Source organism: Aeromicrobium sp. WCS2018Hpa-31 (assembly GCF_031843905.1).
GTDB lineage: Bacteria > Actinomycetota > Actinomycetes > Propionibacteriales > Nocardioidaceae > Aeromicrobium.
This window is the reverse complement of the sequence record NZ_JAVTJF010000004.1, coordinates 1-24,078: the sequence shown is the minus strand read 5'-3', so window position 1 is coordinate 24,078 and position 24,078 is coordinate 1. Positions and strand designations below refer to the sequence as shown.

At 70.6% G+C, this 24,078-nt stretch carries 21 protein-coding genes and 1 tRNA gene; 16 read left to right on the top strand and 6 right to left on the bottom strand.

Annotated elements, in window-relative coordinates; translation table 11 throughout:
- Positions 1–15: 15 nt before the first annotated feature.
- The 13 genes from RQG84_RS05720 to RQG84_RS05660 all read left to right on the top strand — a co-directional run bounded on the left by RQG84_RS05720 (position 16) and on the right by RQG84_RS05660 (position 14,696).
- Complete coding sequence (locus RQG84_RS05720; RefSeq protein WP_055965834.1) at positions 16–261, top strand: HGxxPAAW family protein; 246 nt, start codon at positions 16–18, stop codon at positions 259–261.
- Between the two features lie 7 nt (positions 262–268).
- A complete protein-coding gene (locus RQG84_RS05715) occupies positions 269–904 on the top strand; it encodes an RDD family protein (protein WP_311209238.1) in 636 nt (211 codons plus the stop codon).
- A 101-nt stretch (positions 905–1,005) separates the two neighbouring features.
- Positions 1,006–1,479 (top strand): hypothetical protein, encoded by a 474-nt coding sequence (locus tag RQG84_RS05710; RefSeq protein ID WP_311209237.1) that lies wholly within the window; start codon positions 1,006–1,008, stop codon positions 1,477–1,479.
- Between the two features lie 25 nt (positions 1,480–1,504).
- Entirely contained in the window at positions 1,505–1,939 is a 435-nt protein-coding gene (locus tag RQG84_RS05705; RefSeq protein WP_311209236.1) for a DUF2752 domain-containing protein, read from the top strand.
- Positions 1,940–2,006: 67 nt separating this feature from the next.
- Entirely contained in the window at positions 2,007–2,813 is an 807-nt protein-coding gene (gene trpC, locus RQG84_RS05700; RefSeq protein WP_055965843.1) for an indole-3-glycerol phosphate synthase TrpC, read from the top strand.
- Positions 2,814–2,899: 86 nt separating this feature from the next.
- Positions 2,900–4,126 carry a tryptophan synthase subunit beta gene (gene trpB, locus RQG84_RS05695; RefSeq protein ID WP_055965846.1) on the top strand — a complete coding sequence of 409 codons (1,227 nt, stop codon included), beginning with the start codon at positions 2,900–2,902 and terminating at the stop codon, positions 4,124–4,126.
- On the top strand, positions 4,123–4,917 hold the full coding sequence (gene trpA, locus RQG84_RS05690; protein WP_056576403.1) for a tryptophan synthase subunit alpha: 795 nt from the start codon (positions 4,123–4,125) through the stop codon (positions 4,915–4,917). Before trpB ends, trpA begins: the two co-directional genes overlap by 4 nt.
- Positions 4,914–5,750 (top strand): prolipoprotein diacylglyceryl transferase, encoded by an 837-nt coding sequence (gene lgt / locus RQG84_RS05685; protein WP_311209235.1) that lies wholly within the window; start codon positions 4,914–4,916, stop codon positions 5,748–5,750. Before trpA ends, lgt begins: the two co-directional genes overlap by 4 nt.
- Before the next feature lie 40 nt (positions 5,751–5,790).
- On the top strand, positions 5,791–6,513 hold the full coding sequence (locus RQG84_RS05680) for a VIT1/CCC1 transporter family protein (RefSeq protein WP_055965853.1): 723 nt from the start codon (positions 5,791–5,793) through the stop codon (positions 6,511–6,513).
- Between the two features lie 252 nt (positions 6,514–6,765).
- Positions 6,766–11,271, top strand: coding sequence for a glutamate synthase large subunit (gltB, locus tag RQG84_RS05675; RefSeq protein ID WP_396135255.1), 4,506 nt, complete (start codon positions 6,766–6,768; stop codon positions 11,269–11,271).
- Positions 11,264–12,745, top strand: coding sequence for a glutamate synthase subunit beta (locus RQG84_RS05670; protein ID WP_311209234.1), 1,482 nt, complete (start codon positions 11,264–11,266; stop codon positions 12,743–12,745). The genes gltB and RQG84_RS05670 overlap by 8 nt, the downstream gene beginning before the upstream one ends.
- Positions 12,746–12,913: 168 nt before the next feature.
- A complete protein-coding gene (gene pyk, locus RQG84_RS05665; protein WP_311209233.1) occupies positions 12,914–14,371 on the top strand; it encodes a pyruvate kinase in 1,458 nt (485 codons plus the stop codon).
- Between the two features lie 58 nt (positions 14,372–14,429).
- Positions 14,430–14,696 carry a DUF3072 domain-containing protein gene (locus RQG84_RS05660; protein WP_311209232.1) on the top strand — a complete coding sequence of 89 codons (267 nt, stop codon included), beginning with the start codon at positions 14,430–14,432 and terminating at the stop codon, positions 14,694–14,696.
- Between the two features lie 50 nt (positions 14,697–14,746).
- Here RQG84_RS05660 and RQG84_RS05655 read toward each other — a convergent pair.
- Positions 14,747–14,829: transfer RNA gene (locus RQG84_RS05655), tRNA-Leu, on the bottom strand.
- A gap of 29 nt (positions 14,830–14,858) precedes the next feature.
- Between RQG84_RS05655 and RQG84_RS05650 the strand changes: the two genes are divergently transcribed.
- Positions 14,859–15,527, top strand: coding sequence for an ANTAR domain-containing response regulator (locus tag RQG84_RS05650; RefSeq protein ID WP_396135243.1), 669 nt, complete (start codon positions 14,859–14,861; stop codon positions 15,525–15,527).
- A gap of 130 nt (positions 15,528–15,657) precedes the next feature.
- Positions 15,658–16,923 (top strand): ABC transporter substrate-binding protein, encoded by a 1,266-nt coding sequence (locus RQG84_RS05645; protein ID WP_311209231.1) that lies wholly within the window; start codon positions 15,658–15,660, stop codon positions 16,921–16,923.
- A 613-nt stretch (positions 16,924–17,536) separates the two neighbouring features.
- Here the strand turns inward: RQG84_RS05645 and RQG84_RS05640 are convergent.
- The 5 genes from RQG84_RS05640 to RQG84_RS05620 form a co-directional block, all read right to left on the bottom strand.
- Positions 17,537–18,361, bottom strand: a complete 825-nt coding sequence (locus tag RQG84_RS05640) for an ABC transporter ATP-binding protein (protein ID WP_055965867.1) — start codon at positions 18,359–18,361, stop codon at positions 17,537–17,539.
- A gap of 1 nt (position 18,362) precedes the next feature.
- Positions 18,363–19,265, bottom strand: a complete 903-nt coding sequence (locus tag RQG84_RS05635; protein WP_311209230.1) for an ABC transporter ATP-binding protein — start codon at positions 19,263–19,265, stop codon at positions 18,363–18,365.
- Positions 19,255–20,250: a branched-chain amino acid ABC transporter permease gene (locus RQG84_RS05630; RefSeq protein WP_311209229.1), complete on the bottom strand. Its 996-nt coding sequence runs from the start codon at positions 20,248–20,250 to the stop codon at positions 19,255–19,257. The genes RQG84_RS05635 and RQG84_RS05630 overlap by 11 nt, the downstream gene beginning before the upstream one ends.
- A 10-nt stretch (positions 20,251–20,260) precedes the next feature.
- The gene (locus RQG84_RS05625; RefSeq protein WP_311209228.1) at positions 20,261–21,604 is read right to left on the bottom strand and encodes a branched-chain amino acid ABC transporter permease; all 1,344 of its coding nucleotides are present in this window, start codon (positions 21,602–21,604) and stop codon (positions 20,261–20,263) included.
- Positions 21,605–21,725: 121 nt separating this feature from the next.
- The gene (locus RQG84_RS05620; protein ID WP_311209227.1) at positions 21,726–22,526 is read right to left on the bottom strand and encodes a DUF554 domain-containing protein; all 801 of its coding nucleotides are present in this window, start codon (positions 22,524–22,526) and stop codon (positions 21,726–21,728) included.
- A gap of 102 nt (positions 22,527–22,628) precedes the next feature.
- Here RQG84_RS05620 and RQG84_RS05615 point away from each other — a divergent pair, with 102 nt between their 5' ends.
- The gene (locus tag RQG84_RS05615; protein WP_082480721.1) at positions 22,629–23,240 is read left to right on the top strand and encodes a GNAT family N-acetyltransferase; all 612 of its coding nucleotides are present in this window, start codon (positions 22,629–22,631) and stop codon (positions 23,238–23,240) included.
- Positions 23,241–24,078: the final 838 nt, after the last annotated feature.

The following is a 24,078-nucleotide window of genomic DNA, read 5'->3' as shown; positions in this document are numbered from 1 at the left end:
AGGAGAGAGAGCTGCATGTCGCACGGATCGTCGCCCGCGTCCTGGACCGCCGTCCTGGTCTGCCTCGCAGGCTTCACCATCGGCGGGATCGCTCTGATCCCCGAGCCGCACTGGGTTCCCTTCACGATCGGTGTCGTGCTCGCGGTCGCCGCGGGTCCGATCGGCCTGATCATGTCGCGCATGGGTCTGGGCGCCGAGCGCGCACCCGGCCACGGTGACCGGCCGCACGGCGTCGACGAGCACCGCGCGACGACCGACTGACGGTCCCATGAGCCCCGACGCGCCCCAGGGGCCCCGTTATCCGAGCTACCCCGGGGAGCAGCAGCCCGGTGGTGCCCACCCGACGCACGGCACGCCCTGGTCACCGCCCGCGCAGCCGGACGTCCGTCCCGGCGTCCAGCCGGGAGCGCCGGCCTTCCCGGGCCAGGCGGACCGCTCGGTCCCGGAGCAGCCCGCGGGGTGGTGGATCCGCGTGCTCGCGTCGTTCGTCGATGGCCTCATCGTGCTGGCGCTGTCGATCGTGCCGATCGTCGGCGGGTTCGTGCTGCTCTTCGTCGACGCCGACTACGACGAGGTCACCGACGAGTTCACGAACACCAACCCGTGGGGCCTCGTGGTCGTCGGGCTCGGGTTCGCCCTGTACCTCGGGTTCGACCTGTGGAACCGCGGGCTGAGGGTCGGGTACCGCGGACAGAGCCTGGGCAAGCAGCTGGTGGGCGTGCACGTCGTGGGACGCGACGGCGCACCGGTCGGCCCCCTCGAGGGATTCTTCAGGTGGCTCGTCGCCGGTCTGCTGCAGTGGACCTTCATCGGCCTGCTCGTCGACCTGCTCTGGCCCCTGTGGGACGAGCGCAAGCAGACCGTGCACGACAAGGCGATCAACACCTACCCCGTGCGTCGCTGACGTCGGGACACGCCGCGCGGCCGGACGTTGGACGTTCTGCCCAGTCCACGCTTGGATGGACACGAGCCGGGGCGACACCCGGCCCGATCGGAAGAGGACCCATGGAGCCGTTCCCCGCAAGCCCCGAGCCCGAGTACCGTCCCGACGCCAAGGGCCCGGCCCCGGCCTCGGTGCAGAACGCCGTCAAGCTGATCTGGGTGGGCGTCGCCGTCGGTCTGCTCAGCACCGTCCTGTCCATCCTGTTCATCGACGACTTCGTCGACCAGATCATGGGGACGGACTCCGGGCTCACGGAGAGCCAGGCTCGGGCCGCGTTCTACCTGAGCCTGGTCATCACCACGATCATCTCGGTCGCCTTGACCGCGCTGTTCGCCTACTTCATCGGCAAGGGCGCCAACTGGGCCCGCATCGTCTACACCGTCCTCGGCGTGGTGGGCCTGCTGTTCACCCTGCCGGGCATCGGCAACCAGCCGGGGCTCTTCGTGATCTTCACCCTCGTGGGTCTCGCGATCACCGTCGTGACGATCTTCCTGCTGTTCCGACCGGAGTCCAACGCCTACTTCAAGAAGGCCTGATCTCCGCGGCGAGGCCCGGTTCCTCGTGACGCCTGCACGCGACCTGCTCCGGTCGGGCCCCCTGTGGGGTGGCCTGGCCGGAGCAGTCGCGTTGGCGGTGGTGGCGGTGCGGGACCCGCACGTCCCGGGCGCCTTCGGCACCTGTCCGTTCCTCGCAGCGACGGGTCTGCCCTGCGCGGGGTGCGGTGGGCTGCGTGCCACGCACGACCTGCTCCACGGCGACGTGGGTGCGGCGCTGGCCCAGAACGCGCTCGCGGTCGGGCTCGTGCTCCTTGCGGCGGTCGCCTGGACGCGGTGGGCCGTCCGAGCCGCCGGGCGGGGGCCGGCCCGGGTCTCGGGCCGTGCCGCCACCACCACGTCGACGGGTGTCTCGTCGACGTTGCTCCTCGTCGTGGGCGTGGTCGTCGTCGTCTTCACCCTCGTGCGGTGGACCCCTGCAGGGGGAGTGCTCGGACCCTGACCGACCCGCGGGGCCGGTGCGGTCTACCCTGGAGGGCAGGAGAAGTGCCGACGACGAGGAGGTGGCCATGACCGTGCTCGACGACATCCTCGAGGGCGTCGCGGCCGACCGCGCCGCACGTCAGGCCACGTGCTCGCTCGACCAGCTCAAGGAGCAGGCGCTGCGCCAGCCCCCGGCGCTCGACCCGATGCCGGCGTTCCGGGCCGACGGCGTGAGCGTCATCGCCGAGGTCAAGCGCTCCAGCCCGAGCAAGGGCGCGCTCGCCGCGATCAAGGATCCCGCCGCGCTCGCCTGCGACTACGCCGCCGGCGGAGCGGCCGCCATCAGCGTGCTCACCGAGCAGCGCCGCTTCGACGGCAGCCTCGACGACCTGCGCGCGGTGCGTGCCCAGGTCGACGTGCCGCTGCTGCGCAAGGACTTCATGACCACCTCCTACGAGCTGTGGGAGGCCCGCGCGGCCGGTGCCGACATGGCCCTGCTCATCGTCGCGGCGCTCGACCAGGAGGCCCTCGTGAGCCTCGTCGAGCGCGCCCGGTCCATCGGCCTCACGCCTCTCGTGGAGGTCCACGACGAGGAGGAGGTCGAGCGGGCCCTCGACGCCGGAGCGCAGCTCGTCGGCGTCAACGCGCGCGACCTCAAGACGCTCGAGGTCAAGCGCGACACCTTCGAACGTCTGGCCCCTCGGATCCCCGACGGTGTGGTCCGGGTCGCCGAGTCCGGGGTGCGCGGTCCGCACGACGTGCTCGAGTACGCCCGCGCCGGTGCCCACGTGGTGCTGGTCGGCGAGACCCTCGTACGGGGCGACGACCCGCGGGCCACGGTCGCCGACCTCGTGGCCGCCGGCGCCCACCCCGCCCTGCAGCAGAGGTCCTGACGTGGTCACGACGCCGCTGCGGCGATGGTGACGGTCGCCGCGACCCCACCGTCACCCACCGCGCAGCCACGCCAGAGAAGGACCTCATGACCTACGTACAGCCGGACGCCACCGGCCACTTCGGCCGCTTCGGCGGTCGCTTCATGCCCGAGGCGCTCGTCGCGCCCCTCGACGAGCTGGCCGAGGCCTGGGCCGACGCGCAGGCCGACCCCGCGTTCATCGGCGAGCTCGACCGGATGTTCCGCGAGTACGCGAACGTGCCCAGCCCCCTCTACGAGGCGAGCCGGTTCTCCGAGGCCGTCGGCGCACGGGTGCTGCTCAAGCGCGAGGACCTCAACCACACCGGTGCGCACAAGATCCGCAACGTCCTCGGGCAGGCTCTCCTGGCCAAGCGGATCGGCAAGCCGCGAGCCATCGCCGAGACCGGCGCCGGGCAGCACGGCGTGGCGTCGGCCACCGCGTGCGCCTACCTCGACCTCGACTGCACCGTCTACATGGGCGAGGTCGACACCGAGCGCCAGGCGCTCAACGTCGCACGGATGAAGATGCTCGGCGCCGAGGTCGTGCCGGTCACCACCGGCAGTCGCACCCTCAAGGACGCGATCAACGAGGCGCTGCGCGACTGGGTGGCCAGCGTCGACCACACGTCCTACCTGTTCGGCACCGCCGCGGGCCCGCACCCGTTCCCGTCGATGGTGCGCGACCTGACCCGCGGCATCGGTGACGAGGCCCGTCGCCAGGTCCTCGAGCTGACCGGCCGGCTGCCAGATGCGGCCGTGGCCTGCGTGGGTGGCGGGTCCAACGCCATCGGCCTCTTCACGGCGTTCATCGACGACCCCGACGTCCAGCTGCTGGGCGTCGAGGCCGGTGGCGACGGCTACGAGACGGGCCGGCACGCGTCGCCCATCACCGCCGGCGACGTCGGCGTGCTGCACGGCGCCCGCTCCTACCTGCTGCAGGACGAGGACGGCCAGACCATGGAGTCGCACTCCATCTCAGCCGGGCTCGACTACCCGGGCGTGGGGCCGGAGCACTCCTACCTCGCGTCCATCGGCCGCGCCCGGTACGTGCCCGCCACCGACGCCGAGGCCATGTCGGCCTTCGACCTGCTCTGCAAGACCGAGGGCATCATCCCGGCGATCGAGACCGCCCACGCCCTCGCCGGGGCGGTGACGCTGGCGAAGGAGCTCGGACCGGACGCCACCATCCTGGTCAACCTCTCGGGTCGCGGCGACAAGGACGTGCACACCGCGGCGGAGTACTTCGGCCTCCTGGACGGCCCGGTCGTGCTCGAGGAAGGCGTGGAGGAGTGAGCGGGATCGACGACCTGTTCGAGCGCACGCGCGCCGACGACCGCGCCGCGCTCGTGGGGTACCTGCCCGCGGGCTTCCCCGACGTGGACACGTCGGTCGCCGCGCTGACGGCGATGGTCGAGGGCGGGTGCGACCTCGTCGAGATCGGCCTGCCGTACAGCGACCCCGTCATGGACGGCCCCACCATCCAGGCCGCGGCCGAGACCGCGCTCGCGAACGGGTTCCGCACGAGCCAGGCCTTCGACGTCGTGCGACGTGTCGCCGGGACCGGCGCGCCCACGGTCGTCATGACCTACTGGAACCCGGTCGAGCGGTACGGCGTCGACCGCTTCGCCGCCGACCTCGCTGCAGCCGGGGGAGCCGGGCTGATCACGCCCGACCTCATCCCCGACGAGGCCGCCGAGTGGGAGGCCGCGTCGCGCGAGCACGGGCTGGACCGCACGTACCTCGTGGCGCCGTCCTCGACCGACGCGCGGCTCGCGATGACCGCCGACGCGGCGAGCGGCTTCATCTACGCGACCGCCGTCATGGGGGTCACGGGTCAGCGCCAGGAGACCAGCTCGCTGGCCCCTGAGCTCGTCGCCCGTCTGCGCAAGGTCACCGACAAGCCGGTGGGCGTCGGTCTGGGCGTCAGCAACGGCGCCCAGGCCCACGAGATCGCCCAGTACGCCGACGCGGTCATCGTCGGCTCGGCGTTCGTGCGGCTGCTGCTCGACGCGCCCGACGCCGAGAGCGGGGTCGCCGCCGTCGGCGAGCTGGCCCGTGAGCTGCGGGCAGGAGTGGTCCGATGACCGCGTCGTCCGTCGCGAGCCTCGCGACCTCCATCCCCAGCCCGTCGACCGGCGTGTGGGAGATCGGACCCTTCCCGCTGCGCGCCTACGCCCTGGGCATCATCGTCGGCGCCCTGCTCGCGATCTGGATCGGCGAACGCCGCCTCCAGGCCCGCGGCGGGCGCGAGGGTGCCATCAGCGACATCGCGATCTGGGCCATCCCGTTCGGCATCGTCGGCGCGCGGATCTACCACGTCGTCACCGACCCCGAGCTGTACTTCGGCGAGGGGCGCCGAGCGATCGAGGCGCTCTACATCTGGAACGGCGGCCTCGGCATCTGGGGCGCCATCGCCGGTGGTGCGCTGGGCGTGTGGATCGCCTGCCGCCGCTACGACCTGTCGTTCCTGGCCGTGGCCGACGCGCTCGCCCCGGGGCTCCTCGTGGCCCAGGCCGTCGGACGCATCGGCAACTACTTCAACTCCGAGCTCTTCGGCCGTCCCACCGACGTGCCGTGGGCGCTCGAGATCGCGCCGCAGAACCGCCCCGACGGGTACGAGCAGTTCGCGACGTTCCACCCCACCTTCCTGTACGAGATGATCTGGAACCTCGCCGCCGCGGCGCTCATCGTCGCGATCGACCGTCGGGTCCGCCTCACGGGCGGTCGGGCGTTCGCGCTCTACGTGATGCTCTACACCGCCGGCCGGTTCTGGATCGAGCAGCTGCGGATCGACACCGCGAACGAGTTCCTCGGCGTCCGGCTGAACGTGTTCACCTCGGTCATCGTGTTCGTGGGTGCGCTGGCGTACTTCCTCCTGGCGCGTCGTCGAGGCCGCACCGCGGCTGACGCCGCCTAGCCGCCCGGCCGGCACCGGGTGCAGGCGTAGGTTTCGTCCCATGAGCACCCCTGAACCGCTGCCGGACCCGGGCGCGGTCTCCCACGAGCACCCCGACGTCAACGGCGGGTGGCTGCGGCCCGCCGTCTTCGGGGCCATGGACGGCCTCGTGTCGAACTTCGCGCTCATCATGGGCGTCACCGGAGGCAGCACCGAGCGCGCCCCCGTGATCATCGCCGGACTGGCGGGCCTGGCCGCCGGCGCGTTCTCGATGGCGGCCGGTGAGTACACGTCCGTCGCGAGCCAGCGCGAGCTGGCCCAGGCCCAGCTCGCGGTGGAGCGCGACGAGATCGTGCGCAACGGCCCGGCCGAGGAGGCCGAGCTGGCGGCCACCTTCATGGCCAAGGGTGTCGACGAGACCACCGCGCGAGAGGTGGCCCGGCAGGTGCACCTCGACCTGGACCACGCGGTCGCCGTGCACGCCGCGGAGGAGATGGGCATCGACGCCGACGTGCTGCCCTCGCCGATGGTCGCGGCCATGTCGTCGTTCGGGGCCTTCACCGTCGGGGCCCTGATCCCGCTCCTGCCGCTCGTGCTGGGGGCGAGCTCGTCGGTCCCGACCATCGTCGTGTCGTTGCTGGCGCTGTTCGGCTGCGGCGCGATCGTCACGAGGGTGACGAGCCGCGCCTGGTGGTACGGCGGGCTGCGGCAGCTCGTGCTCGGCGGAGCCGCGGCCGGCATCACCTACCTCATCGGCGAGGCGGTGGGGACCCAGCTCGGGTGACGCGGGACCGGTCGGCCCTGCTCGCTCCCGGGTCGTCGTGCCTGTACAGTGACGATGCTGTCCTGGGCCAACGTCGTCCCACGGTCGGGCCACCGCATCGGTGGTCCAGCACCCATCCATGATGACGCGAGAAGGGACCTCTCGGTGAGCGCATCCATTCCTCCTGAGCTCCAGCAGCCCGGCACGGCCGGCCCGAAGTTCTCGGCCCCCAAGTTCTCGGCACTGCCTGCCGCGCAGGGTCTGTACGACCCGATGCACGAGCGTGACGCCTGCGGCGTCGCCTTCGTCGCCACGCTCTCGGGGGTCCCGAGCAACGAGATCGTCAAGCACGGCCTGACCGCGCTGCGCAACCTCGACCACCGCGGCGCGGTGGGCGCCGAGGAGAACACCGGCGACGGTGCCGGCATCCTCATGCAGGTGCCCGACCGGTTCGTCCGGGCGGTCGCGCAGGAGCAGGGGTTCACGCTGCCGGAGGCCGGCCACTACGCGGTGGGCCTGGCGTTCCTGCCGACCGAGCCCGAGGCCGCCGCCGAGGCGAAGCAGCGGGTCGAGGCGATCGCCGCCGAGGAGGCGCTGACCGTCCTCGGCTGGCGTCCCGTGCCCGTCAAGCCCGAGATCCTCGGGTCCATGGCGTTCGGCGCGATGCCGTCGTTCGAGCTGCTCTACGTGGAGTCCACGGACCGGTCGCGCGAGGGCATCGAGCTGGACCGGTTCGCCTACTGCCTGCGCAAGCGTGCCGAGCACGAGACCGGCGTCTACTTCCCGACGCTGTCGTCGCGCACCCTCGTCTACAAGGGCATGCTCACCACCGAGCAGCTCGACGAGTTCTTCCCCGACCTGCTCGACGAGCGCATGGAGTCGGCGCTCGCGATCGTGCACAGCCGGTTCTCCACCAACACGTTCCCCAGCTGGCCGCTCGCCCACCCGTTCCGGTTCGTCGCGCACAACGGTGAGATCAACACCGCGCGTGGCAACCGCAACTGGATGCGGGCCCGTGAGGCGACGCTCGAGAGCGAGCTGATCCCCGGCGACCTCAGCCGGCTGTACCCGATCTGCGACCCCGAGGGCAGCGACACGGCCTCGCTCGACGAGGTGCTCGAGCTGCTGCACCTCGGTGGCCGCGAGCTCCCGCACGCCGTGATGATGATGATCCCCGAGGCCTGGGAGAACAACGACGTCATGGACCCGGCCCGGCGGGCCTTCTACGAGTTCCACTCCTCGATCATGGAGCCCTGGGACGGTCCGGCCTGCGTCTGCTTCACCGACGGCACGCAGATCGGTGCCGTGCTGGACCGCAACGGCCTGCGCCCCGGTCGGTTCTGGATCACCGACGACGGTCTCGTCGTGCTCGCGTCCGAGGCGGGCGTGCTCGACCTCGACCCCGCGACCATCACCCGCAAGGGCCGGCTCGAGCCCGGCAAGATGTTCCTGCTCGACCTCGACGAGCACCGCGTCGTCGAGGACGAGGAGATCAAGAACCGGCTCGCCGGCGAGCACCCCTACGACGAGTGGCTCTACTCCGGGCTGGTCCGCTTCGAGGACCTGCCCGACCTCGAGCACATCATCCACACGCACGCGTCGGTCACCCGTCGCCAGCAGGTCTTCGGCTACAGCGAGGAGGACCTGCGGATCCTGCTCGCGCCGCTGGCCCGGACCGGCGCCGAGGCGATCGGCTCGATGGGCACGGACACGCCCATCGCCGCGATCTCGGACCGCCCGCGGATGCTGTTCGACTACTTCAGCCAGCTGTTCGCGCAGGTGACCAACCCGCCGCTCGACGCCATCCGCGAGGAGGTCGTCACGTCGCTCGCCGGCACCATGGGACCGGAGGCGAACCTGCTCGAGCCGAGCCCGGCCTCCTGCCGCATGCTGCAGCTGCCGTTCCCGGTCATCGACAACGACGAGCTCGCCAAGATCCGGCACATGAACAAGGACGGCGACATGCCGGGGTTCAGCGTGCACGTGGTGCGCGGGCTGTACGACGTCAACGGCGGCGGCGAGGCGCTCGCGGCCAAGATCGACGAGATCTGCGCCGACGTGTCGCGGGCCGTGGCCGACGGTGCGCGCATCATCGTGCTCTCGGACCGGCACTCCGACTCCGAGCGCGCCCCCATCCCGTCGTTGCTGCTCACGGCGGCCGTGCACCACCACATGGTCCGCGAGAAGCTGCGGTCGCAGGCCGGCCTCCTGGTCGAGGCCGGCGACGTCCGCGAGGTCCACCACGTCGCCCTGCTCATCGGCTACGGCGCCACGGCGGTCAACCCGTACCTCGCGCTGGAGTCGGCCGAGGACCTGGCGCGCGAGGGCAACTTCGTGCGCGACGTCGAGCCCCAGCAGGCGCTGCGCAACGTGGCCTACGGCCTCGGCAAGGGCGTGCTGAAGGTCATGAGCAAGATCGGCGTCTCCACCGTCGCCTCCTACACCGGCGCGCAGATCTTCGAGTGCGTCGGCCTGTCCCACGAGGTCGTCGACGCCTACTTCACCGGCACGTCGAGCAAGCTCGGCGGCGTCGGGCTCGACGTCATCGCCGCGGAGGTCGCGTCGCGGCACGCCCGCGCCTACCCGTCCCAGGGCATCGTCGGCCGCCGGCGCTTCCTCGAGGTCGGCGGCGAGTACCAGTGGCGCCGCGAGGGGCCGGAGCACCTGTTCGACCCCGAGACGGTCTTCCGTCTCCAGCACTCCACCCGGTCGGGCCGCTACGACATCTTCAAGAAGTACACGCAGCGCGTCGACGACCAGTCCGAGCGGCTCATGACGCTGCGTGGCCTGTTCACCTTCAAGGAGGGCGAGCGTCCGCCGGTGCCGATCGACGAGGTCGAGCCGGTCAGCGAGATCGTCAAGCGGTTCTCGACCGGGGCCATGAGCTACGGCTCCATCAGCCAGGAGGCGCACGAGACGCTCGCCGTCGCCATGAACCGACTCGGCGGCAAGTCCAACACCGGTGAGGGCGGCGAGGATCCCGAGCGTCTCTACGACCCCGAGCGTCGGTCCTCGATCAAGCAGGTCGCGTCCGGCCGCTTCGGCGTCACGAGCGAGTACCTCTCCAACGCCGACGACATCCAGATCAAGATGGCTCAGGGTGCCAAGCCCGGCGAGGGTGGCCAGCTGCCCGGTCCGAAGGTGTACCCGTGGGTGGCCAAGACGCGGCACTCCACGCCCGGCGTCGGTCTCATCTCGCCGCCGCCGCACCACGACATCTACTCGATCGAGGACCTCAAGCAGCTCATCCACGACCTCAAGAACGCCAACCCGTCGGCCCGCGTGCACGTCAAGCTGGTCTCCGAGGTCGGTGTCGGCACGGTCGCGGCGGGCGTCTCGAAGGCCAAGGCCGACGTCGTGCTGATCTCCGGCCACGACGGCGGCACGGGCGCGTCCCCACTGACGTCGCTCAAGCACGCCGGCGGTCCGTGGGAGCTCGGCCTGGCCGAGACGCAGCAGACGCTGCTGGTCAACGGGCTGCGCGACCGCATCGTCGTGCAGTGCGACGGCCAGCTCAAGACCGGGCGCGACGTCGTCGTCGCGGCGCTCCTCGGTGCCGAGGAGTTCGGCTTCGCCACGGCTCCGCTCGTGGTGAGCGGCTGCATCATGATGCGGGTCTGCCACCTGGACACCTGCCCGGTGGGCGTGGCCACGCAGAACCGTCAGCTGCGCGAGAAGTACTCGGGCAAGGCCGAGTACGTGGTGAACTTCTTCGAGTTCCTGGCGCAGGAGGTCCGCGAGTACCTCGCCGAGCTCGGCTTCCGCTCGATCGACGAGGCCGTCGGCCACGCCGAGGTGCTCGACGTCAAGAAGGCCGTCGACCACTGGAAGGCCGCCAGCCTCGACCTGTCGCCGATCCTCTACGTGCCCGCGCTGCCCGAGGGCGCCTCGCTGCGCAACACCACGGTCCAGGACCACGGTCTCGACGTCGCGCTCGACGCCGAGCTGATCAGGCTCTCGGCCGACGCGCTGGAGCGTGGGGAGCCGGTGCGGGCGCAGCTCGCGATCCGCAACGTCAACCGCACGGTCGGCACCATGCTCGGCCACGAGCTGACCAAGCGCTACCGCGGCGAGGGCCTGCCGGAGAACACCATCGACCTGACGTTCCTCGGGTCGGCCGGCCAGTCGTTCGGCGCCTTCGTGCCGCACGGCATCACGCTGCGCCTCGAGGGCGACGGCAACGACTACGTGGGCAAGGGTCTCTCCGGCGGTCGCATCATCGTGCGTCCGCCGCGGGACGCACGGTTCGCGGCCGAGGCCCAGATCGTGGCCGGCAACGTGATCGGCTTCGGTGCCACCAGTGGCGAGATCTACCTGCGAGGCAAGGTCGGCGAGCGGTTCTGCGTGCGCAACTCCGGTGCGCGGGCCGTCGTCGAGGGCGTGGGGGACCACGCGCTCGAGTACATGACCGGCGGCACGGTGGTGATCCTCGGCCCCACGGGTCGCAACGTCGCTGCCGGCATGAGCGGGGGGCAGGCCTACGTCCTGGACCTCGACCACTCGCTGGTCAACCCCGACATGGTCGAGCTCAACCCGGTCGAGGCGGGGTCCGAGGCGGCCGAGTCGCTCAGGACCCTGGTCGCCAAGCACCACGAGGAGACCGGCTCGGCCGTGGCCGAGCAGCTGCTGGGCGCGTGGGAGCAGTCGCTCGCACGCTTCACCGAGGTCATGCCCGTCAACTACCGCAAGGTGCTCGACGCCAAGGCCGAGGCCGAGGCCGAGGGCCTGTCCGAGGACGACACGACCGCACGCATGATGGAGGTGGCCGCACGTGGCTGATCCCCGAGGTTTCATCACGACCGCCCGAGAGGTGGCACCCCGTCGTCCCGTGGACGAGCGGGTCAACGACTGGAACGAGGTCTACCCCGGTGGGCCCGGCAAGGCGTTGCTCCCGATCATCTCCGAGCAGGCCGGGCGCTGCATGGACTGCGGCATCCCGTTCTGCCACCAGGGCTGTCCGCTGGGCAACCTGATCCCGGAGTGGAACGACCTGGTGTGGCGCGACGACTGGATCGAGGCGATCGACCGGCTGCACGCGACCAACAACTTCCCCGAGTTCACCGGTCGGCTGTGCCCCGCGCCGTGCGAGACGGCCTGCGTCGTCGGCATCAACCGCGAGCCCGTCACCATCAAGAACGTCGAGGTCTCGATCATCGACCGGGCGTGGGAGTGGCGCAACGTGCGTCCCGAGCCCCCGGAGTACCTGACCGGCAAGACCGTGGCGGTCGTCGGGTCGGGCCCGGCGGGTCTCGCCGTCGCCCAGCAGCTCACGCGGGCCGGTCACACGGTGGCCGTGTACGAGCGCGACGACAAGCCCGGTGGACTGCTGCGGTACGGCATCCCCGAGTTCAAGATGGAGAAGGTCCACGTCGACCGTCGCATCGAGCAGATGCAGCGCGAGGGCACCGTGTTCCGCAGCGGTGTCCAGGTGGGTGACACGCTCACGGGCAGCCAGCTGCGCGACCGCTACGACGCCGTCGTCCTCGCCATCGGCTCCACGGTCCGTCGCGACCTGCCCGCCCCGGGCCGTGAGCTCGGAGGCATCCACCAGGCCATGGACTTCCTGCCGCAGGCCAACCGGGCCGCGCTGGGCGCCGAGCCGACGACGGACGGGTCGGAGCAGATCCTCGCCACCGACAAGGACGTCGTCATCATCGGTGGTGGCGACACCGGTGCCGACTGCCTCGGGACCTCGATCCGTCAGGGTGCGCGATCCATCACCAGCCTGGAGATCATGCCGCAGCCGGGGGAGGACCGCCCGGAGAACCAGCCGTGGCCCACCTACCCGATGACCTACCGGGTCGCGTCGGCGCACGAGGAGGGCGGCGACCGCGTGTACGCCGTCTCCACGAAGGAGTTCGTCGGCGACGACGACGGCAACGTCTCGGGCCTGCGCATCGTCGAGGTCGAGATGCAGGACGGTCGCTTCGAGGAGGTGCCGGGCTCGGAGAAGGTGCTGCCGGCCCAGCTGGTCCTCTTCGCGATGGGCTTCACCGGCCCGCAGCGCGAGGGTCTCGTCGAGCAGCTCGGTGTCGACCTCGACGAGCGCGGCAACGTCGCGCGCGACAAGAACTTCATGTCGTCGGTGCCGGGCGTGTTCGTCGCCGGCGACGCGGGTCGTGGCCAGTCGCTCATCGTGTGGGCCATCGCGGAGGGCCGCTCGGCCGCTGCGGGTGTCGATGCGTACCTGACCGGTGGGCACAGCCCGCTGCCGCGTCCGATCAAGCCGAACGACCGGCCGATGATGGTCTGAGGACCGCATCTCGCGAGGACCGCATCTCGCGAGGACTGCGTTCGACGAGGGCTGGGAGCGCTGATCCCGGCCCTCGTCCGTGCGTGGGACCTGGACGGTCGGGAGATTTGTTGCGCCGCACCACAAAGTGACTCGCGGGTACTGGTGCCACGTCGGTAGGGTCGGGGTGTGCGTAGAGCCAAGATCGTCTGCACGCTCGGACCGGCCGTCGGGACCGCCGAGCGCATCCTTCAGCTCGCCGAGGCGGGCATGGACGTCGCGAGACTCAACATGAGTCACGGCGACCATGCCGACCACGAGGAGAACTACGGCCACGTGCGCGCGGCCGCCGAGCGCACCGGCAAGGCGATCGCCATCCTCGCCGACCTCCAGGGCCCCAAGATCCGGCTCGGTCGGTTCGCCGACGGCCCGGTGGACCTCGCGCTGGGCGACCGGTTCACCATCACCGTCGACGACGTGCCCGGCGACGCCGAGCGCGCCTCCACGACCTACAAGGGCCTGCCGGGCGACGTCTCGCCCGGCGACGAGATCCTCGTCGACGACGGCCGGGTGCGGCTGCGCGCCGTGGAGGTCACGAGCACCGACGTCGTCACCATCTGCGAGACCGCCGGGCGCCTCAGCAACAACAAGGGCATCAACCTGCCCGGCGTCGCCGTGAGCGTCCCGGCCATGAGCGAGAAGGACATCGCCGACCTGCGCTTCGCGCTGCAGCTGGGCGTCGACTTCGTGGCGCTCTCCTTCGTGCGCAACGCCCGGGACGCCGACGACGTGCGCAGCGTCATGCGCGACCTCGACATCCACCGTCCTGTCATCGCGAAGATCGAGAAGCCCCAGGCGGTCGAGAACCTCGACGAGATCATGGACGCCTTCGACGGCGTCATGGTCGCGCGCGGCGACCTCGGTGTCGAGCTGCCGCTCGAGGACGTGCCGATCGTGCAGAAGCTCATCGTCGAGAAGGCGCGACGCAACGCCAAGCCCGTGATCGTGGCCACGCAGATGCTCGAGTCGATGATCTCGGCACCGCGCCCCACGCGCGCCGAGGCCTCCGACGTCGCCAACGCGGTGCTCGACGGGGCCGACGCGGTCATGCTCTCGGGCGAGACGAGCGTGGGGGAGTACCCGATCCAGACCGTGCGCACCATGGCCCGCATCATCGAGTCCACCGAGGACCACGGCCTGCCGCGCATGGCCGCCTACACCTGGCAGGCCAAGACCCGCGCCGGCATCATCTGCCGCGGCGCCGCCACGGTGGCCGAGTCCATCGACGCGCGCTACGTCGTCGCGTTCACGACGATCGGCGGCTCGGCCCGGCGCATGTCGCGGTACCGCTCGGCCATCCCGGTCATCGCGTTCACGCCCGACCCGCTCACCCGCAACCAGCTCGCCCTCACCTGGGGCGTGGAGACCTTCCTGGTGCCCGAGGTCAAGCACACCGACGAGATGGTGATGCAGGTCGACAAGCGCCTGCTCGAGGTCGCGCGCTGCACGCAGGGCGAGGAGGTCGTGATCGTCGCCGGTGCCCCTCCGGGCATCCCGGGATCCACGAACGCCCTGCGGATCCACCGCATGGGCGACGCGATCAACCGGGTCGTTCCGGCCTACGCGCACCCCTCCGACGAGGACTGAGTCGCCGCGCGCCGTCGCTCGACGAGCGCCTGTCCGGGTCCCGGCCTACGGTGGGACCATGACTGAATCGAACATGCATTCTGACGGTGACGACGCCACCCGGCCCACGGGGGAGGTCCTCGGCGCCGACGCGGGCGGGACCACCGAGAAGGACCCGGAGGACTGGGTGACCGGCGACGAGCCCATGACCGGGGCGCAGCGCAGCTACCTGGACACGCTCGCCCGCGACGCGGGGGAGACGCTGTCGGCCGACCTCACCAAGGCCGAGGCCTCCGAGCACATCGAGCGGCTGCAGCAGGAGACCGGTCGCGCCACGTCGACGTGAGCCTCGGCGGTCCGCCGGCGCGACGGTTCCGGGGGTGGCGTCAGGTGGGGTGCCGACTGCGGGACTCGAACCCGCACGCCCTCTCGGACAACGGTTTTTGAGACCGTCGCGTCTACCATTCCGCCAAGTCGGCGCGCCCAGAGCGCCCGATAACCTTCTCACGTGAGCCCCACCCCACCTGAGACGGCCCTCCCCGACGACGCGGCCGGCGACGCCTCCGCCGCGCGGCCCCGCGTCGTCATCGCCGAGGACGAGGCACTGATCCGCCTCGACCTCGCCGAGATGCTCGAGGAGGAGGGGTACGACGTCGTCGGGCAGGCGGCCGACGGGCTCGAGGCCGTGGAGCTGGCCACGTCGCTCGAGCCCGACCTCGTGATGATGGACGTGAAGATGCCACGGCTCGACGGCATCGCCGCGGCGACGCGGATCGCCGGTCAGCGGATCGCCCCCGTGGTGATGCTGACGGCGTTCAGCCAGCGCGAGCTGGTCGAGCGTGCGCGCGAGTCCGGCGCCATGGCCTACCTCGTGAAGCCCTTCACCGCCTCCGACCTGGTGCCGGCCATCGAGATGGCCCGCAGCCGGTTCGCGGAGCTGGCCGCCCTGGAGGCGGAGGTCGAGGACCTGAGCGACCAGCTCGCGACGCGCAAGGTGGTCGAGCGGGCCAAGGCCCAGCTGCAGGCCGCGCTGGGACTGAGCGAGCCCGAGGCGTTCGGCTGGATCCAGCGCACGGCCATGGACCTGCGGATGTCGATGCGGACCGTTGCCGAGCGCGTGGTCGAGCACGGCGTCGACGGATCCACTCGTGGGGACGCCGGAGAACCGCCGGAGTGAGCGCGCGGGTTACAACTTGGCTACGAAGCACGACATTCCTGCCAGGCTGACCCCGGTGACCCTGCTGGCGACTAGTTTCGACCTACGGCTCGGCCCGTCGGGGGCCGGACCACAGTTCCCCGGAGGATCAATGAAGCGCAGTACCAGGACCATGCGACTGGCCACGGTCGCAGCAGCGGGCGCCCTCGTGCTCGCCGCGTGCGGTGGTGGCGACGACGGCGGAGACGGCGGAGACGACAAGGCTCAGGCCTCGAGGTCCGACGGCGTCCTCACCGTCGGCTCGCTGCTGCCCCAGACCGGCAGCCTGGCGTTCCTCGGCCCGCCGGAGTTCGCTGGCGTCGACCTCGCCATCCAGGACGTCAACGCGGCCGGGGGAGTCCTCGGCAAGGACGTCAAGGGCGTGAAGGCCGACTCGGGCGACACCGACTCGGGCATCGCACCCGCCGAGACCGACAAGCTGCTCGACGCCAAGTCCGACGTCATCGTCGGCGCGGCCTCCTCGGGCGTCTCCATGACGGTCATCGACAAGATCATGTCGGCCGGCTCGGTCATGTTCTCGCCCGCCAACACGTCGACCGACTTCGACAACGGCGACTACTCCAAGCCCGACCTGTACTTCCGCACGGCGCCCTCGGACATCCTCCAGGGTGCGGTCATGTCGAACCTGCTGATCGAGGACGGCAAGCAGAGCGTCGCCATCCTCGCCCGTCAGGACGCCTACGGCGAGACCCTCGCCGAGGAGATCGGCAAGGGCCTGGAGAACGCGGGCAGCAAGGTCGCCGCCACGGTCTTCTACGGCGAGAACGCGCAGTCCTACGACTCGCAGGTCCAGGAGATCGCCGACGCCAAGCCCGACGCGGTCGTGCTGGTCGCCTTCGAGGAGACCACGACGATCGTGCCGCAGCTGGTCCAGGCCGGCGCCGGCCCGCAGGACGTCGACACGTACTTCGTCGACGGCAACACGGCCGACTACGCGGGCAAGCTGCCCGACGGCACGCTCGAGGGCACCAAGGGCACCATCCCCGGTGCCGAGACCTCGGGTGACTTCAAGGACCGTCTGCTCGAGGTCGACCCCGACCTCAAGGACTACTCCTACTCGGCGGAGTCCTACGACGCGGTCATCGTCTCGGCGCTCGCGGCCATCGCGGCCGACAGCGACGGCGGCGACAAGATCGCCAAGGAGATCCCGGGCGTCACGACCGGTGGCGAGAAGTGCACCGAGTTCAAGGCGTGCGCCGACCTGCTCGCCGACGGCACGGACATCGACTACGACGGTGTCTCGGGTCCGATCGAGCTCGGCGAGACGGGCAGCCCCACGGCCGCCTCGATCGGCATCTACGAGTACGGCGCCGACAACACCTACAAGGCGGTCGACTACATCAGCGGCAACATCTGATCCGCTGACGTAGCGCACGTCCCGCACGAGGCCCCCGGGTTCCACCCGGGGGCCTCGTCATGTCCGCGCAGACCTTCCGCCTCGTCCCGACCGTCACGGCGATTCCCAGGTCGACCTGGGAATCGTCCGGTCTGCACGGCTTCCCCTGCAGCTGCACGGGTTGCTCCCCGTGCTTCTGCAGGTTTCCCGTGCCGATCCCAGCGTCCCGGCCGAGCCTCCGGACCGCGGTCTGCGCCGTTCCCTGCCCAAGCGGTGACTTCTCCACCGAATGGATCGACCAGCCGGGGTGTGCGGTGCGGATCCCACCGTCTCAGCGCTGAGACGGTGGAGACGTCACCATGCGGGCGGGGACTCGGTGGAGAACGCACCGCGCGCCCTTCATCGGTGGCTCAGCAACCGCACCTGCGCTCCTGACGTGCCAGATCCACCGATGGGGCCGGGCTGCATGGCTTCCCCACGTCTGCGCGGACTGCTTCCCGTGCTTGTGCAGGATTCCCAGGTCGACCTGGGAATCTCCGGCACAGTCCTGGGGGCGTCGGGGGAGCGGCGGGGACACGACGAAGCCCCCCGACCGTCGGCCAGGGGGCTTCGTCGTGGGTGGTGCGGTGCGGCGTCAGCTGGCCTTCTTGCCCAGCGTGCCGAGGTAGAGCTCGATGACCTTGGGGTCGTTGCCGAGCGAGCGACCCGTGCCGGAGTAGGCCGAGCGGCCCTGGTCGAGCACGTAGCCGCGGTCGCAGATCTGCAGGCAGCGCTTGGCGTTCTGCTCGACCATGATGACCGAGACGCCGGCCTTGTTGATGTTGCGCGTCTGCACGAAGACCTCGTCCTGCAGGACGGGGGAGAGGCCGGCCGAGGGCTCATCGAGCAGCAGCACCTTCGGGTCCATCATGAGCGCGCGTCCCATGGCGACCATCTGGCGCTCGCCGCCGGACAGCGAGCCGGCCCGCTGCTTGCGTCGTTCGCCCAGCCGCGGGAACAGGTCCGTCACGAACCCGAACCTCTCGGCGAACCGCTTGGGTGCCTGGTAGCACCCCATCTCGAGGTTCTCCTCGATCGTCAGGCTCGGGAACACGTTGTTGGACTGCGGCACGAAGCCGATGCCCTTGGTGACCAGCTGGTCGGCTCGCTGGTTGGTGATCTCGGCGCCGTCGAGGGTCACGGTGCCCTCGTGGATGGTCACCAGGCCGAACAGGGCCTTGAGCAGCGTCGACTTGCCGGCGCCGTTCGGACCGATGATGCCGACGAGCTCACCGGGCTGGCAGTAGAGGTCGGCGCTGTTGAGGATGTTCACGCCCGGCAGGTAGCCCGCGATCAGACCGTCGGCGCGCAGGATCGCACCTTCGGCCCCGGCCGAGTGCTTGGCCTGCTCCTCCGCGAAGTTCGCGTCGCGCGCCGCCTCGCGGCTGGTGCCGTGGCCGGGCTCGTGGATCTCTGACATGTCAGGCCTCCTCGTCGAGCTCGGCCTCGGTGGCCGCCTCGAGCTCGCTCTCGTCCAGCTCGGTGATGTCGGTGTCGTGGTGCGCACCCAGGTAGGCGTCGATGACGGCCTGGTCGGACATGACCTGATCCGGCGTGCCCTCGGCGACGATCTTGCCCTGCGCCATGACGATGACCCAGTCGGAGATGTCACGGACCATGTCCATGTCGTGCTCCACGAACAGGACCGTGCGGCCCTCGTCGCGCAGCGACTTCACGTGACCGAGCAGCGACTGCTTCAGCGCCGGGTTCACGCCGGCCATGGGCTCGTCGAGCATGATCAGCTCGGGGTCGACCATGAGGGAGCGCGCCATCTCGAGAAGCTTGCGCTGACCACCGGACAGCGACCCGGCGAAGTCCTCACGCTTGGCGTCGAGCTTGAACCGCGCGAGCAGCTCGTCCGCGCGGGCGGTGATCTCGGCCTCCTGGGAGGACCACAGTGCGCGGAAGGGCGCGGACCAGAAGCTCTCGCCCCGCTGGCCGGTGGCACCGAGGCGCATGTTCTCGATGACGGTGAGGCGCGAGAGCACCTTCGTCAGCTGGAACGTGCGCACCATGCCGCGGCGCGCGACCTTGTAGGCCGGCACCTTCTGCAGCGACGAGCCGTTGAAGGACCACTCGCCGGTGTCGGGGGCGTCGAAGCCGGTCAGCAGGTTGAACAGCGTCGTCTTGCCCGCACCGTTCGGGCCGATGAGGGCCGTGATGACGCCCCGCTGGATCTCGACGTGATCGACGTCGACGGCCTTGAGGCCACCGAACTGTCGGGTGATCGAGGTGCCCTTGAGGATCGGGTCGGGCTTGGCGACGCCCGGCGTGTTCGCGACCCCCGCGAGGGAGTCGACCTGGTTGGTGGTGTCAGCGGGCATCGATCGCCAGCTCCTTCCGGTCGCCGAAGATTCCCTGGGGTCGGTAGATCATCAGGAGCATCAGTCCCAGGCCCACGAGGATGAGTCGCACCAGGCTGGCCTGGATGTCGCTCATCGCCCAGTCGGGGATGAGCGGGTTGTCGCCGGCCGTGGCCTGGCTGAAGAACGAGCCGATGCCGGCCATGAGGAACCAGAAGATCATCGCGCCGATGACCGGTCCGAGCACGCGGGCCGCACCGCCGATCAGCAGGGCCGTGTAGGCGAAGAACGTCACGTTCGTGGAGTAGTCGCTGGGCACGACCGACGCCTGCTTGAGGGCCAGGAAGAGACCGGCGAGGCCACCGAAGACGCCACCGAGCATGAGGGCCTGCATCTTGTAGGCGAAGACGTTCTTGCCCAGCGAACGCACGGCGTCCTCGTCCTCGCGGATGGAGCGCAGGACGCGACCCCATGGGCTGCGCATCAGCAGCCACACGAGCAGGCAGGCCAGCGCCACGAGCGCCCAGCCGACGGTGAGCGACCAGAGGTCACCGCGTCGGAAGGAGACGATCCCGAGGTCGATGCCGCTGCTGTACGGGTTGAGGTCCTGGAAGGTCGAGGCGAAGCCCGTCAGACCGTTCGACCCGCCGAAGACGTCCTTCGTCTCGACCGCGCCGAAGATCAGGCGGAGGATCTCCGCCGTGGCGATGGTGGCGATCGCGAGGTAGTCGGCTCGGAGCCGCAGCGTCGGGACGCCCAGCACGAGTGCGAGCAGCATCGACGCGATGATGGCCACCACGATGCCGAGCCAGAAGGACTGGTCGAAGGTGACGACCGTGACGGCCAGGCCGTAGGCGCCCACGGCCATGAACCCGGCCTGGCCGAAGTTCAGCAGGCCGGTGTAGCCGAAGTGGATGTTGAGGCCGATGGCAGCGAGCGCGAACACGATCGCCTGCGGCCCGAGGGCGGAGGAGAGTGCCGAGTTGAGGATGCTTCCGAAGTCCATGAGAGCCCTTTCAGCCGATCCGCTCGGCGCGGCCGAGGATGCCCTGCGGCCGGATCAGCAGGATGAGGATCAGCACGACGAGCGCGCCGACCTCCTTGATGGACGAGGGGACACCGGGCCACCACCCGATCTCGAGCGTGCCGACCTCGACCATGATCCCGATGATCATGGAGCCGACGAGCGCGCCCCAGATGGTGCCCAGGCCGCCGAGGGTGACCGCGGCGAAGACGAGCAGCAGCAGCTTGAAGCCCATGAGGAAGTTGACCTGGCTGTTGACGGCGAGCAGGCCGCCGGCCAGCCCGGTCAGTGCGGTGCCGAGCACCCAGACCGACCGGATGACGCCGTCGACCCGCAGGCCCGACGAGGCCGAGAGGGCCGGGTTGTCGGCGACCGCTCGCATCGACTTGCCGAGGCGGGTCTTCATGAGGACGACGCAGGTGACGGTCAGGACGACGACCGCGACGCCGATGATCGCGAGCTCCTTGTCCGCCAGGGAGAACGGTCCGTAGGTCTCACGGCTCTGGTTGACGTACTGCGACAGCGAGCGTCGTGAACCGCCGAAGGTGTACTGGAAGATGTTGCGCAGGAAGAGACCGAAGCCGATCGAGACGATCATCATCGCGATGATCCCGACGCCCTTGCTGCGCAGTGGCTTCCAGAGGAACTTGTCCTGGAGCCAGCCGAAGACCGCGGAGGCGACCACCGCCGCGATGATGGCGAGGATCACCGGGAGGCCGAAGGCGCGGTTGGCGACGTAGGTCGCGATGGCGCCGAAGGTGATCAGCTCGCCGTGGGAGAAGTTCGTCAGCTTCGTGGTGCCGAAGATCAGCGACAGGCCGAGCGCAGCGAGCGCGATGATGAGGCCGAACTTGACGCCGTTGACCATGGCGGCGGCGAACCGCTCGCCGAGCGGCGGGCCGGTCTTCTCGACCACGCCGATCTGGAACTGGACGAAGTTGCCGCCGTCGAGCAGGGCGTTCACGGTGCGATCGGGGCTGCCGGCGAACTCGATGCCGGCCGGGAGCGAGTCCACGTCGAGGGTGACGACGTAGGTGCCGCGCTCGGGGATCGGGATGAAGGCGCGGCCCTCAGGCCCCGTGACCGCCTCGCCGACCTCCGTGCCGTCGGACGTGGAGGCCGTCAGCGTGGCACCGGCGATGGGCCCGGCGTCGGCGCCGCTGTTCTGCAGCGTCACGCCCACGTACGGGCCGTCCGGCGGGGTGGCGGCCGCGGTGGGCGCCGAGGGGCTCGTGCTGGGCGATGGCGCGTCGGTCGCCGAGGCGCCGCCGAGCGGCACCAGGACGACCAGGCACGCCAGGATCGCCGACACGAGGACCTTGGATGTCAGTCGCACGCAGGTCTCCTGGAGGTTCGGGCAGCGCAGGTGGCGCCTTCGTCCCGGGGACTATATCCCTGGGAGGGTGGCAGGAGGTCCCATCCGCAGACTCGCCAGGTAACAGTTCTGTGAAGTCGACTCAGGCGAGGGCGACGGCGAGCTGCGTGAGGGCGGGGGCCACCAGCAGGGCGGGCAGCAGGTCGGCCACCGGGAGCTGCTTGAGGTCGAGCAGGCGCAGCGCGACCCCGACGAGGATGAGGCCGCCGGTCGCGCCGACGGCGTCGAGGTGCGCGGCAGGGAGGAGTCCGCCGACGAGGACGCCGAGCCCGGTGAGCGACCCCTGCACCACCAGCACCGAGATCGCGGACGCGAGCACGCCGACGCCGAAGGCCGCCGCGAAGGCCAGCGCGGCGAAGCCGTCGAGAGTGGACTTGAGCAGCAGCTGCTCGGCGCCGCGGCCGAGTCCCTCGTTCAGCGAGCCCAGGATGGTGAGCGGTCCGACGCAGAACACGAGCGAGGCGATGACGAAGCCCTGCACGAAGCGTTCGCGGTCGCCGTCCTCGGGGCCGCCGTCGGTGGCGGGGCCGGCGGGATCGTCCAGGGGGACCGGGCGGGCGGCCGAGCCGCCGAGGCGGCGCTGCAGGAGCCCGCCCAGGTCCTCGAGCCGGTCCTCGAGCCGGGCGAAGGAGCCGATGATCCCGCCCACGGCGAGCGAGCCGAGCACGATCAGCGTCGGCGCGCCGCGACCGGTCGAGGAGGTCAGGGCGTCGCTGTTCACGGCTGCGGCGGCGTCGGCGGCGATGAGCAGCGTGACCAGGCCGAGTGCCGACGTGACGGTCGTGCGGACGCGTTCGGGGAGGCGGTGCCCGACGAGGATCCCGAGCCCACCGCCGACGAGCACGGTGAGCACGTTGGTGAGCGTGCCTGCCCCGATGAACATGTACGCTCTCCTTCTCGCCGTTGCCGGCGCGACCCACCCCGACGTCGCCCATCGTGGCACTGGCGCCGACCCGGTCCAGACACCACTCCCGCCGAGGACACCATGGCCACTCGTTCACCGATCGTGATGCGCGACGCGGTGCCCGAGGACGCAGCCGCGCTCGTCGAGCTGTGGGCGGAGTCGGCCAAGGCGAGCGACGACGAGGGTGCCGAGGCCTTCTCCTACCAGTCGTTGTTCCGTGAGCCGAGCGTCGCCGAGGCCGCGTCGGCCATCGAGCAGAACCTGGCGAAGCCGGGCAAGCGGATCATCGTTGCCCTCGTCGACGGCGAGATCGTCGGCGCGACGGTGTGCGACCTCAGCACGCTGACGCCGATCACGCTGACGCCGATCCTGCTCGTCACCGACATCCAGGTGTCGCCGCGCCACCGCCGACGCAACGTCGCGGCCACGCTGCTGTCGGCCGCCGCCACCTACGGTGAGGAGCACGCCTGCGAGATCGTCGTGGCGGCCATCCCGCTCATGGCGCGCGAGCCGCACCGCTACCTCACCAAGATCGGATTCACCCAGGTCGCCGCGGTGCGGGCGATCCAGGCGAGCCGGCTCCGTTCGCGCCTCAGCTCCAAGGCCACGCACTCCAAGGACACCGGCAAGCTCATCGCCGTCCGCCGGACGCTGCGTCGGCGCCAGGACGAGCGGCGCGCCGACAAGGTCTGAGGGTCGAGCCGGGGTGCGTCACGGTCTCGCTGCAGCGCTGCCCGAGGGCGTCGTCGCCGCTGCTGCGCTGCCTGGGGTTCGTCTCGACGTGCTGCTGCGCTGCCTGGGGCTGGTCTTGACGTGCTGGTGCGCTGCTTCGGCTCGCGCCGGGGTCGGCCGCCGAGAGGGCCTCGACCGGACGGCTGGGCGGGTGCTGGTCCGGGGTCGCGGGGTCCGGTCTGGTGCCGGGGGTGACGCACGATTCTTCCTGTGCGCGTGATCGGCGCAGGATTCTTCGTTCGTGCGTGCCATCGGTGGATCCTCCACCGCAGACGGCCCGCAGAGGTTGAGGATCCACCGATGACGAGGGCGCAGGGTCAGGGATTCTTCCTTCTCGGGGACCGGTCCACGGGAAGGGAGAATCCTTGCCACCCCGCGCAGCCAGGCGGCCACGATGCTGCGTTCACGACCGGATCCCGACACGAACGCAGAAGCGTTCGACCTCCAGTGCGCGAACGCAGCATCCTGCGTCCACCGCGCGTGAACGCAGCATCCTGCGTACCCCACGCGCAAAGGAAGAATCGTGCGTCCGACCAGCATCCGCCACGGCCCGAGAACCCGGACCGCGTCCCGCGCCAGCCGCCCGGTCGAGGCCCTCTCGGAGGCCGACCCCGGCGTGAGCCGAAGCAGCGCAGCAGCGAGCCGAAGCCCCCGCGGGCGACGCAGCAGCACGTCGAAGCCGTCGCAGGCGGCGCAGCAGCGGGCCGAAGCCCCCGCAAGCATCGCAGCAGCACGTCGAAGCCCTCGCAGGCGGCGCAGCAGCGGGCCGAAGCCCCCGCAAGCATCGCAGCAGCACGTC